General features: G+C 39.7%; 13 protein-coding genes. 12 read left to right on the forward strand and 1 reads right to left on the reverse strand.

What is annotated here, in order from left to right:
- The first annotated feature begins 21 nt into the window (after window positions 1-21).
- The 7 genes from ACAY30_RS01080 to ACAY30_RS01110 all read left to right on the forward strand — a co-directional run bounded on the left by ACAY30_RS01080 (window position 22) and on the right by ACAY30_RS01110 (window position 6,867).
- On the forward strand, window positions 22-615 hold the full coding sequence (locus ACAY30_RS01080) for an FMN-dependent NADH-azoreductase (protein ID WP_290251199.1): 594 nt from the start codon (window positions 22-24) through the stop codon (window positions 613-615).
- 358 nt (window positions 616-973) lie between these two features.
- Window positions 974-2,125 carry an efflux RND transporter periplasmic adaptor subunit gene (locus ACAY30_RS01085; protein WP_290251198.1) on the forward strand — a complete coding sequence of 384 codons (1,152 nt, stop codon included), beginning with the start codon at window positions 974-976 and terminating at the stop codon, window positions 2,123-2,125.
- Between the two features lie 12 nt (window positions 2,126-2,137).
- A complete protein-coding gene (locus ACAY30_RS01090; protein ID WP_290251197.1) occupies window positions 2,138-2,860 on the forward strand; it encodes an ABC transporter ATP-binding protein in 723 nt (240 codons plus the stop codon).
- Window positions 2,853-4,061, forward strand: a complete 1,209-nt coding sequence (locus tag ACAY30_RS01095; RefSeq protein ID WP_290251196.1) for an ABC transporter permease — start codon at window positions 2,853-2,855, stop codon at window positions 4,059-4,061. Before ACAY30_RS01090 ends, ACAY30_RS01095 begins: the two co-directional genes overlap by 8 nt.
- Window positions 4,061-5,257, forward strand: a complete 1,197-nt coding sequence (locus ACAY30_RS01100) for an ABC transporter permease (RefSeq protein ID WP_290251195.1) — start codon at window positions 4,061-4,063, stop codon at window positions 5,255-5,257. Before ACAY30_RS01095 ends, ACAY30_RS01100 begins: the two co-directional genes overlap by 1 nt.
- Window positions 5,258-5,831: 574 nt before the next feature.
- On the forward strand, window positions 5,832-6,428 hold the full coding sequence (locus ACAY30_RS01105; protein WP_290251194.1) for a hypothetical protein: 597 nt from the start codon (window positions 5,832-5,834) through the stop codon (window positions 6,426-6,428).
- Window positions 6,409-6,867 carry a hypothetical protein gene (locus ACAY30_RS01110; protein WP_290251193.1) on the forward strand — a complete coding sequence of 153 codons (459 nt, stop codon included), beginning with the start codon at window positions 6,409-6,411 and terminating at the stop codon, window positions 6,865-6,867. The genes ACAY30_RS01105 and ACAY30_RS01110 overlap by 20 nt, the downstream gene beginning before the upstream one ends.
- A gap of 259 nt (window positions 6,868-7,126) precedes the next feature.
- On the opposite strand, the gene ACAY30_RS01115 is transcribed toward ACAY30_RS01110, so the two are convergent.
- Window positions 7,127-7,321: a hypothetical protein gene (locus ACAY30_RS01115; protein ID WP_290251192.1), complete on the reverse strand. Its 195-nt coding sequence runs from the start codon at window positions 7,319-7,321 to the stop codon at window positions 7,127-7,129.
- Between the two features lie 129 nt (window positions 7,322-7,450).
- On the opposite strand from ACAY30_RS01115, the gene queD reads away from it, so the two are divergent.
- The 5 genes from queD to queC are packed head-to-tail and all read left to right on the forward strand — an operon-like array spanning window position 7,451 to window position 11,790.
- Entirely contained in the window at window positions 7,451-7,813 is a 363-nt protein-coding gene (gene queD / locus ACAY30_RS01120; protein ID WP_290251191.1) for a 6-carboxytetrahydropterin synthase QueD, read from the forward strand.
- Window positions 7,813-8,736 carry a hypothetical protein gene (locus tag ACAY30_RS01125; protein ID WP_290251190.1) on the forward strand — a complete coding sequence of 308 codons (924 nt, stop codon included), beginning with the start codon at window positions 7,813-7,815 and terminating at the stop codon, window positions 8,734-8,736. Before queD ends, ACAY30_RS01125 begins: the two co-directional genes overlap by 1 nt.
- A 17-nt stretch (window positions 8,737-8,753) precedes the next feature.
- The gene (gene dpdA / locus ACAY30_RS01130) at window positions 8,754-9,983 is read left to right on the forward strand and encodes a tRNA-guanine transglycosylase DpdA (RefSeq protein ID WP_290251189.1); all 1,230 of its coding nucleotides are present in this window, start codon (window positions 8,754-8,756) and stop codon (window positions 9,981-9,983) included.
- The gene (gene dbpB / locus ACAY30_RS01135; RefSeq protein ID WP_290251188.1) at window positions 9,984-11,129 is read left to right on the forward strand and encodes a DGQHR domain-containing protein DpdB; all 1,146 of its coding nucleotides are present in this window, start codon (window positions 9,984-9,986) and stop codon (window positions 11,127-11,129) included.
- A 1-nt stretch (window position 11,130) separates the two neighbouring features.
- Window positions 11,131-11,790 carry a 7-cyano-7-deazaguanine synthase QueC gene (gene queC, locus ACAY30_RS01140; RefSeq protein ID WP_290251187.1) on the forward strand — a complete coding sequence of 220 codons (660 nt, stop codon included), beginning with the start codon at window positions 11,131-11,133 and terminating at the stop codon, window positions 11,788-11,790.
- Window positions 11,791-11,857: the final 67 nt, after the last annotated feature.

Below are 11,857 nucleotides of genomic sequence, written 5' to 3' on the forward strand. Positions count from 1 at the left end.
ACTCGAACAGGCGATATAACCATGAATCAGATTTTATTTATTAAAACATCGTTAAGTGATGAGCAAAGTAACTCAAATAAACTTGCTAGCGAGTTAATTGCAAAATTTAAACAGCAAACTAACGCCAGCGTTGTGACTCGCGATGTAGCCAAACATCCATTACCGCATTTAACTCAGCAAGAAATGGCCGCGTGGATGACACCACAAGATGAGCGCAATGCACAACAGCAAGACCTTGCCAATATTTCTGACACGTTAGTACAAGAATTAAAAGACAGCGATACCATTGTTGTTGCCATACCTATGTACAATTTTGGTGTGCCATCAACGTTTAAAGCTTGGGTAGACCGCATCGCCAGAGCCGGCGTTACGTTTAGCTATACAGAAAATGGCCCTGTAGGCCTGTTAACAAACAAAAAAGTTATCATTGTTGCCGCTCGCGGTGGCATGTACAAAGGCACCGAAAAAGACTCGCAAACACAGTTTTTAAAAGATTTTTTCTCATTCATTGGCTTAACCGATGTGCGCTTTATTTATGCCGAAGGTTTAAATATGCCAGGTGCTGATTTGAGCTTAGCGGCGGCTCAGTCAGAAATTGAAAGCTTTGCCGTTTAACAATACCGCTAACAGGTACGTTTTTTGCGCAATTTGGCATTAAACAGTAAACAACCTCTGAAAAACTAGCATACCTGTAACCATTAATCGTTAGCTCAAACATTATGTGTTTGGGCTAATTTTCCCCTGCTCACTATCGGCAAACGCGATATCTCCCAGCTCAATTGGTACGCCGTGGCATCGACTTTGTCAGTGCTATTACGCCCTATATTGTCAAAAAGCAGATATGTTTATGTCAGAGCCTTCAAGCTTTGGTGACTCAATCGATAGTGATTAACTTGAGCTAGATCATTGGTTTTATTTAATTAATCAATTAGTCTAAATGATAAGGTTTTTATTCGATTAACATTGGTAGCTTATGAACTGGCTTAAGTGGTTGCTATTGGCACTCGCTGCCGTGACATTAATTTGGTTCTTCAACCAAGAAAAACCGCTGCAAGTTACTTGGCAACATCCAGATATTGGTAGTGTAGAAACCATTGTCGCTAATACGCGCTCCGGCACCGTTGAGTCGTGTCAGCGAGCGAAAATGTCATTTGCTATTGGTGGTCAAATCGAGAAAATTCACGTTGTGGAAGGGGAATTAGTTAAGCAAGGCGACTTGCTAATGACGCTTTGGCAGCAAGATCGTTTAGCCCGGGTTAGTGAAGCACAAGCGCTTATTCAATCGCGTATACAGCAGCAAAAAAGCATATGTATTAACGCAGTAAATGATAAAAAAACGGTTAAACGTTATCAACGCTTACTCAACCAAAAACTCATCGCACAAGAAACCTTAGATAATGCGTTAGCAAAAGCCGACGCATCAGCTGCAGCCTGTTTGTCAGCTAAATCAGAGGTCGATGTGGCCAAAGCCTTAAAGCAAACCGCAAAGGCAAGCCTTGCCCAAACAGAGCTTTATGCGCCTTTTGATGGCATGGTAGCGGAAATAACGGGCGAATTGGGAGAGTTTGCCACACCCTCACCAACTGGAATTGTCATGCCGCCAGCGATAGACATTCTTACTCATGACTGCCATTACGTAACGGCACCTATTGATGAAGTGGATGCTGGCCAGCTTAGCGTTGGTATGCCCGTTAAAATTACCATTGACGCATATGAGCAACAGCAGTTTTCGGGCACTATCCAGAGAATTTCGCCCTATGTGCAAGACTATGCAAAACAAGCGCGCACGGTCGACGTTGATGTTAGCTTTGATAATTCGACCCTCACTAATGTTAGCCAGTTGCTTACCGGTTACAGCACGGATATCGCCATTACCGTCGCTAAAATTGATCAAACCCTGCGTTTGCCAAGTGAATTAATTGTTGATGAGAAATATGTTTATATTCTTGATAATGAGGATGTTATTCGTAAAAAAGAAATTGAAACAGGCTTGAGTAATTGGCAGTTTACGCAAGTAACATCAGGACTCTCTAGCCAAGATAAAGTGATTAGTTCGTTAGCAATTTCTGGGCTCAAAGACGGGCAAGTTGCCATCGCTGAGCAAGAAAGTGCTCAGGCAAACTAAACCGCTTAATTTATGCCTACTATGCCCGTGACACCTACACCACTGATAGAGCTAAACAATATCGATAAAACTTACCTCGTAGGTGAGCAACCACTTAATGTCCTCAAACACGTGTCGCTAACTATCAACCAAGGAGAGTACGTGTCTATTATGGGGCCGTCAGGTTCGGGTAAATCTACACTGTTAAATATGATGGGGTTACTTGATCGCCCAGATAGTGGCAGTGTGCATATTGATGGCATTGAAACGAGAACGTTACCGGAAGAAGAGCGAGCTGCGCTAAGGCGAGACAATATCGGTTTTATCTTTCAAAACTTTCAACTAATTCGACGACTTACGGCTGAAGAAAATGCCGCTTTGCCAATGATGCTAGCGGGCATGCCAATTAAAGAGCGCAAAAAACGCGTTGCCGAGTTATTTGCGCAGCTTGGTATTGAGCATCGACTACATCACCTGCCAAAACAGTTATCCGGAGGTGAACTTCAACGGGTTGCTATTGCCCGCGCCATGGTAATGCAGCCAAAAATTCTGCTCGCGGACGAGCCAACAGGAAACCTTGACCAACACTCTGGTAAGGACGTGATTGATGTACTTGAAACCTTGAACAATAGCGGTATAACGCTACTCGTGGTTACTCATGATATCGCCCTTGGCAAAAGAGCTACTAGGCAGTTAGCGATGGTCGATGGTGTGATCACCCAAGATAGCCGTTTACCAGGTCAGCGAAATGATTAAATGGGCGGATCGCTGGCGTTTTTCGGCTCAGGTATTGCGTTTAAATCCGTTACGCGCGTTTATTCTTATGTTCACGGTGGCGATTGGCGTCTGCTCGGTATTGATATTAACCAGCATCGGTGAAGGTGCACGAACCTACATCAACCAAGAGTTTAGTAACATCGGCTCTGACTTGCTTATTGTTTTACCTGGTAAAAAAGAAACGTCTGGTGGGTCGCTACCACTTTATAGCACCACGCCAAGAGAACTGACCTGGCAGGATGCCAATGCCATTAAGCAATTGTCATCAGTACAGGAGGTTGCGCCTATTAATGCCGGCACTGCTTTAGTTAGCCATGCTAATTTAAGCCGAGAGGTAATTGTAATTGGCTCTACGTCTGGCTTTCTTAAAGTGCGCAAACTTAACATCGCCAAAGGTAGAGGCTTTATGCAAGATGATAAACACCGAGCCCGCCATGAATGTGTGCTGGGCGCAAAACTAGCACGCAGCCTATTCGGTAATCAAAATGCCATTGGTCAGTGGGTAAATATTGCCGATAGGCGTTATCGAGTGGTTGGGGTATTAGCTGAGCGCGGCGAATCATTAGGGCTTGATATGCGAGATATGGCGCTCATTCCAATTAGCTCTGCTGAAAGCCTATTTAACTCAACCGCGCTATTTCGAGTGTTAGTATCGCTAAGCCAATACAGTGAAGAACAAGCAGTAAAAAAACAAATTATCGAGTTAATTAAAACCCGTCATGAGGGCGAAGAAGACATCACCATTATCAGTCAAAATGCGATGATGGATGCCTTTAATAACATAACCCAAGTCGTTACTGCCGCGATTGGTGTGATTGCCGGAATTAGCTTACTTGTTGCTGGCTTCTTGATGATGAATGTTAGCTATGTATCAGTAGTTAAACGCAAAGCAGAAATAGGCTTGTTAAAAGCTATCGGCGCCAGTAAAAAAGAAGTGCAGTGGATGTTCCTACAAGAGTCGAGTCTCCTTACCTTGCTTGGCGCAGGATTAGGTGTGCTAATGGGCTATGCGTTAGTCTGGTTGGCAAACCAATTTATTCCTTATTTTTCAATGACAATACCACTTTGGGCAACATTAGCTTCTGTCGCATCAGCGGTGGTTATCAGCTTAGTATTTACGTGGTTTCCCGCCAGTAATGCCGCTGATTTAGACCCAGTTATTGCAATGCGAGGTAACTAATGAGCTTGGCCGATATTTTTAGTTGGGTAACTACGTCGCTTAAACACCAGGGGCGACGAGCAATATTATCGATCACCGGCTTTGCCATTGGTGTTGCAGCCGTGGTAATGATGACCGCGATAGGTGAGTCACTAACCCAATATATTTTAAAAGAGTTTACCCAGTTTGGTAGCAATATTATCGCCGTGTCACCGGGCAAAACCGAAACGTTTGGTGTTGGTGGTTTACTAAATACCATTAGGCCTCTGTCAGTGGCCGATAGCATTGCAATCAATCAATTAGCGAGTGTTATGTACACAGTGCCCGTCATTGCCGGCACCGCTAAGGTAAAAGCCTCTGCGAAATTTCGTTATACCGATGTGGTGGGGGTAAATGCATTAGCTGATAAAGCCTGGCAGTTAGAAATGGCGCAAGGCAAGTTTCTTCCTAATGATGATATTAATCGTCCTCGCAATTTTGCAGTACTTGGCGCCACAGTCGCGAGTAGCTTATATGGTTTTTCAAATCCTGTCGGTCAGTTTATTCATATTGGTGGTAAGCGCTTTAGAATTGTTGGTGTGTTAAAAGAAAAAGGCCAATTTGTTGGCCAAAGCCTTGATGAAATGGTCTATGTGCCAACGACTATTGCCATGGAGCTTTTTAATCGTGAAAGCGTGATGGAAATTGATATTTTCTATCGTGAAAATTACAGCAGTGAACAAGTAGCAAAAGCGATCAAAAAGCTACTGATAAAACGCCACGGCAGAGAAGATTTCACCATTGTTACCCAAGATGACATGTTATCGAGCTTAGATAATATTTTGTCTGTGGTAAAAATAGCCGGTGCTGCATTAGGTGTCATATCACTTATCGTTGGCGCGATAGGCATAGCTACCATCATGTCGATAAATGTCTCAGAGCGCATCGGCGAAATAGGTTTGCTGCGCGCGGTTGGCTGTTCGTCAACGCAATTAGTGGTGCTGCTGGTTAGCGAAGCCATTGCTTTGGCTGTACTTAGCGGTATTATTGGTTTTGCTATTGTGCTACTGGTGATGCTTTCGACCCAGTTAGCAGGGCTCAATGTCATAACTGGGGTCAATGTATCGGTGTTTATTTACACCTTAATTTTTTCCGGTTTTGTTGGCTTGTTATCAGGTATTATTCCTGCACTCAAAGCGGCGAGAGCCACACCAATCGAAGCCTTAAGAGAAGAATAACAACAAGAATGATGACTAAGATTGTTACTTTGCACTTAAATTTGAACCACGAATTGCATTCAAAAATGATCCGAACTAATAAAAAAATTGTCTTTCATTTAGATAATTAGCATTTATTTGGGCTCGCATTCGAATGCAACTTTGCTGTGCTTTTTGATATTTATGTATCCGGAATATTGAATATTACCCACCGTTTTACCCACCACTTTGCGGTGGGTAAACGTGGACATCAAAAATCGCCCCTGGAAACCAAAAGCAAAAAAGCCCTTTTAAAACAGGGCTTTAAAAACTTTATGAATTCTTGGAAATCTTTATTCGATATTTTGGATCTATTTGGGAATATTCCCTTCTAGCCCTTATATAGCCTGGCTTTCCTCAATTTCTCAAAATTCGTCAGTACAATTTCGAGTACAACTCTTCGTTTTATCGGTGCTTTCGAATTAGTGTAGCATTTAAATTTATTCTACAACTTTGTTGTCCAATATTTATTGCACATCTTTCACTGTGATATGTCAAGTTTACAAAATTGCATGAATGGGTTCTAATCATAATTACTGCACATATAAGGATTAATATGTCTCATCGAATCCAAAATGATGTGGGTTATAAAAAAAAAATTTATCCCATGTCCCGCACTGAAGATGATGGCTTTTGCCACTATTGTGGTCGGAAACCGAACATTACATTAAGGTTAGAGTGGGATCATGTTCCTGCTCTTAATGTTAAGATTCCAGAAGGTTGTGAATCTATAAGAAAGACGTTAATTCGGGCATGTCGCGAGTGCAATGGGTTGGCCAGTGATATTCCTCATATGGATTATTTGGATCGTCATTATTGGTTAAAAGGTGCGTATCTCCGACGTTATAAACGTTTTTTGTTGAATGATGGAGGTGCAGACATTGACACAAGTCATATGAATGGCTTCCTATTAGCGGCTATTAGTAATGCTGAATATAAATATGAAGAGATTCTTTCTGTCATAGGCTTTGGGATACGCAGCATTTATGATATCGAATCGCCAATTCTTGAACTTAAAACTGTATCCAAGAAGAAGTTATCAAGTGTTATTATAAAATACTTGCATTCACCAATTGATGAGGATGATGACGAGGATGATGAGCAAGCGTTAGAGCAATTATTAGAAACGACAAATGAGTTACAGCCTATTTGAGTTTATTGAGTTTCTAGTTAGTGAAAGTGAAGCCGGGCACTTAATAGATTCATTAGAATCATACCAATTTTGGTACAAAAGAAATTTATCTCGTGCCCTAAGTCTGGATTTACCTGAATTACCTCATGAAATGTTAGGAGTTTCTTGGACTAGAATTGGAGCTTTACTGGAAAGAGAATCAGAATCTCAAAACATAAAAGATATGAACGAAGATAACTATGTCAGCCAATCATTAAGAGACTTGATTTCAAATCATCAATTTGAAAATGAGATACCTCTTTCTCGTTCTCAAATGAGAGATATCACAAGACAACATAGTATCAATTCTTACAATGATTATGCTGATTTCCGGTCAAAATTAGCAGGGGATGATATGGAGTTTTGTTTAGTTGAAAATCCCGAGCGATATTATGAAAATTGGTTTTGGAGTGAATATTAACAGTAGTGATAATGTTGTCACCCACGCATAAAATCAAAATCGCTTTTATCAGAGTTTTTCTTTGTTGTTAAAGCTACTGATACAGCAATATGAAAACATAACACTTAACGGAAATGCGAATATCACCAATTTGATCGAGGGGAATCAAGGTGTAAGAACGGAGACTGAAGTATCTCGCACGCATGGTGCCAGTAAACCACATATTATTATTGGAAAACCAGGTCAAGCACTTTATCAATAGCTTTCATTGATTGCGAAGTTATTCAATACTTGACAGAAACCTATCGATATCATTATCTGATATTTCATTAATCATCTCTCGAATTGAGTTGTGTTCTACTTCTATACCGAGTGACTCTTTTGCTATGTTCAAGGCTTCTTGCTTGCAACCATGGTGGTCTGTTTGGAGCAGTAAAATGATTTTAGCAAGAGCTTTTGTGTGTTCAGTTTCCATAATTATTCTCCAATTCTTAACCAAGATTTAATATATCACGCGGTCCTAGATTAACAAGTAAATCTCCAGTGGCTGTACGAGATAATTTATTGTACACTACTGTTTCTATTTACAGTTTGATTCAGCGTAATGAAAGCAGAAATATACAAAGACTTTACCTTTGAAGCGGCACACAAACTCCCGAATGTGCCAGATGGCCATAAATGTGGAAGGTTGCATGGTCACTCTTATCATATCCGTCTTCACTTAATAGGTGAGGTCAATGACCATGATGGATGGTTCATTGATTTTGCCGACGTCAAGAAATTATTCAAGCCAATATATGATCAACTGGATCATTATTATTTAAACGATATTGAAGGTTTAGATAACCCAACTGCTGAAAATATTGCTAAATGGGTGTGGTTGAAGCTAAAGCCTAACTTAAAAGAATTGTCTGCTATAGAACTCAAAGAAACGTGTACCTGTGGTGTCGTTTACAAAGGCGAGTAATGAAGTTTCATTTAATAACAAACTGTACAAATAGTAAAAGTTCAAAAGCGAAAAAGAAGATAAAATTCTCCGACTCTATTGGTAAGCAATGTGTCGAAAGTCACTGGCTTGATTCTATTTATGCCGACAGTCCAAGTATTAAAGCTATTGATCTGTATGTGGGCGATCATTGGAGCAATGTAAAAAGATTATCTGAAGTATGTTCAGAAATATCAGTGGTTTCTGCTGGATATGGGCTTATTTCTTCAGAACAATTGATCCACTCTTATGATGCTACATTTTCATCAAACACTGAAAATTCTGTAGGACAAATATATGATTCAAAGCTTTTAGCTGACAGGAATAGGTTGTGGTGGAATGCAATACATCGGCACAACCATTACGATGTTGGGCCAATATATTCACTTTATAAAAGTGTAGAGCCCTCAATTTTTGTTTTTGCATTATCACCAAGTTATTTAAAGGTTGTTGAACCTGAACTGGTTGCATTGCGAAAAGAAAATATTGCAACACCAGATAATACTTTGATCATTTCTAGCGATGCAAAAATAGATGATTCTCTAGAAAAGATGTTTTATCGAAACTCAGAAGATTTCTGTACAGAATTAGGGGGCAGCAGAGTTTCATTAAATATTAGACTCGCGAAATTCTTTATTGAGAGGCTCAATAATAACTCAGCTTTTTCAACACAGGCGGCCAGTATTTATAAAGAGATACAAAAAAGAGCAAAACCCGCAACTAAATTTAATAGAAAAAAGCTTACAGATGAAGACGTTATTTTGTTCATTAGAGATGAGATAAAAGTTGCCGGTAAGGCGAAATTTTCTGCGTCCACACTTTTGAAGAAGTTGAGAGATAAAGGCCTAGCTTGTGAGCAGAAACGATTCGGATCGCTTTATAAGCAAGTTGTGAATAGCAAATAAATTGAAATGATTTAATAATGAAGTTTTTTTTCCCTGATAGTCACGATTATGTCGATCCTACTTTCGACTTTGAGACTGAAAAGAATAACGAACATAGAGTTATTCAACGAGATGATAAATATGCACATGAACTGTTTTCGAAACCAGTTTATGACGGAATTCTTGTATCCAAGGCAATTGTCGACGGTGTGAGCGGTGTTAAAGGGCGATATTCGGTAGCACAACGTCAACGGTTTTTCCGGGAGGGGATATATCGATTTTTTAGGTTGCCGAAAACTTACTTAACCATGGGGGATTGTGGTGCATTTAGTTATGCTAAAGAGCATGAGCCTATTTACACCGTAGATGAAGTTAACGAGTTTTATTCGAATGCTGGTTTTACCTACGGTATATCTCTGGATCACATTATTTTTGACTTTGAAACGGCAAAAAAGAAAGTAGAGGGTGATCAATTAGAGGAATGCTTACGACGACAAGAAATTACTCTTGAAAAAGCCGAAGAGTTTCTTATTAAGAATAAAGGACTGAACTTTGGAGCTTACGGCGTAGCACATGGATGGAATCCTGAGTCTTATGCCGATTCAGTTATTAAGTTGCAAAAGATGGGGTATAAACGCATTGCCATTGGAGGCATGATCCCTCTTAAAAGCCCAGAAATTCTCAAAGTATTAAAGTGTGTTAATGACATCAGAAAGCCCGATACTCAATTTCATTTATTAGGTATAAATCGTTTGGAGCATATTGCTGAATTTGCTAACTATGGTGTGACTTCATTTGATAGTACTTCGCCACTGATGAAAGGGCTTAAGGATGATAAAAAGAACTATCACACATCAACAGAAGACTATACGGCGATTGGGGTGCCTCAAGTTGATGCCAACAATAATATGAGAAAGTTAGTTGCATCGGGGGCAATTAACCAAAATGAAGCGTTTAAGTTAGAAAAAGCATGTTTAGAAAGCCTAATCGGCTTTGATAGTGGTAAGGTGGCTAAAGAAGATGTTTTATCAATTCTTACTGAATACGAAAAGCTATACAACCCTAAGGCTTCAAGAGTTGAGTTGATGGATAAAGTGCTTACAGATAAACCATGGAAAAAATGTCCGTGTGATATCTGTACAGATATAGGCATACATGTAGTATTAAAAAGAGCTGCAGCTCGCAATAGGAGAAGGGGGTTTCATAACCTTTATATAGCCTATGAAAAGCTGCAATTAGAATTAAAAAAAATTAATCAGGTTAAATAAATGAACACTATTAGCTTACCGGCTCTTAAGATCGAGCAAGGTCCAGGGCGAGCATTATTCAGCTTCGCTATTAAAGGAAAAGATATTCAATCTATAGCTTCAATATCACGAGTCAAAAGACACGAAGATGAGTTGGTAGGCTATCAGCGCCCAGAAGTATCAAATCACATTAATGAGATTAAAAAGTATTTAGAATCTGAAAACCCTATGATACCTAATGCGTTGGTAATAGCATTTAATAGCACTGTAAAGTTTGTGCCTTCGGAGCACAATAAAAACTTTGGCACGTTAGTTATTCCAATTGTTGAAGATGAAGAAAATAAACCAGGTTTAATTGTTGACGGTCAGCAAAGAGCAGCAGCAATGCGTGAAGCTGACATAGATGCTTTCCAAATGCCTGTAAGTGCTTTTATTACTGATGATTCACAGGAGCAACGTGAACAGTTTATTTTAGTAAACTCAACGAAGCCTTTACCTAAAGGTTTAATTTATGAATTACTACCTTACACAGAAACAAAGCTTGCTTCATCACTTCAAAAGAGGCGATTCCCTGCAAGAATTTTAGATGAGCTTAACCACAGAAAAAATTCACCGTTCTATCAACTTATCCAAACAGCAACTAATCCGGCAGGAGTAGTGAAAGATAACTCTATTTTGAAATTGATCGAAGCAAGCCTCAATGAAGGGGCACTTTATTTCTATCGTGATGCCGCAACAGGTACTGGAGATATTGATGCTATGATAGACGTGCTTTGTAATTATTGGAGCGCAGTTAGTAAAACCTTTCCAGAAGCATGGAATAAGAAACCTAAAGAATCCCGATTAATGCATGGAGCCGGAATGACGGCATTAGGTCATCTAATGGATACCATTTTTGAACGTTATTACGTAGATATGGGACAAGATACAGTTACTGAAGAAAATTTTCAATCTGATCTAGAGCGAATAAAGCCTTACTGTAAGTGGACTAGTGGTTTTTGGGATTTTGGGAGAGTAGAAGACTTAGCTGATGATGTTAAGCCTAAGGTCAAGTTTGATCGACAAGCTGAGAATGTAAAATGGAATGAGCTTCAAAATGTTTCTAAAGACTTGCAAAAGCTTACTAATTACATACTTGCTAGATATAGAGAAGAGGTTTGGAACTAGTATGGTAAAAATAGTGGTTATCTATTCAGGTGGAATGGACTCTTTTACAGTATTAAATAAGGCAGTAAAAGAAGGGTATGATGTCTATGCTTTGTCATTTGACTACGGGCAAAAACATAATAAAGAATTAATGTGTGCTAAAGAGGTCTGCTGTGATTTAAACATCCCTCACAAAATTCTAGACATTACTTCTATTTCTAGCCTATTCACCTCTTCATCATTAGTTTCATCTGATGTTGATGTTCCTGATGGGCACTATGAAGAGGAAAATATGAAATCGACGATTGTGCCAAATCGCAACATGATTTTGATCTCGCTGGCTATTGGCTACGCTGTTGATATCAATGCTGAATCAGTTTGGTACGGTGCTCATTCAGGCGACCATACGATCTACCCAGATTGTCGCCCAGAGTTTGTCAAAGTGATGGACGAGGCTTCTAAAGTAGCTAATTTTGAGCCAGTCTCGGTTTATGCCCCTTATCTTAATACGGATAAAATTGGTATCCTTAAAGAAGGCTTAGCAATGGGGTTAGATTACTCTAAAACTTGGACATGTTATAAAGGACAAGCAAAGGCTTGTGGTACTTGCGGCTCTTGTGTAGAGCGTCTTGAGGCATTTGAAGCCAATGACCTTCAAGACCCACTATTATACAGTGAATAATTGCTGTATCCATTAAGCTTTTGATTCTAATGGGGAATGTTTGGCTAAACTCGATTGGCTTAGGCCT

This window comes from Thalassotalea ponticola (assembly GCF_041379045.1).
Lineage (GTDB): Bacteria > Pseudomonadota > Gammaproteobacteria > Enterobacterales > Alteromonadaceae > Thalassotalea_A > Thalassotalea_A ponticola.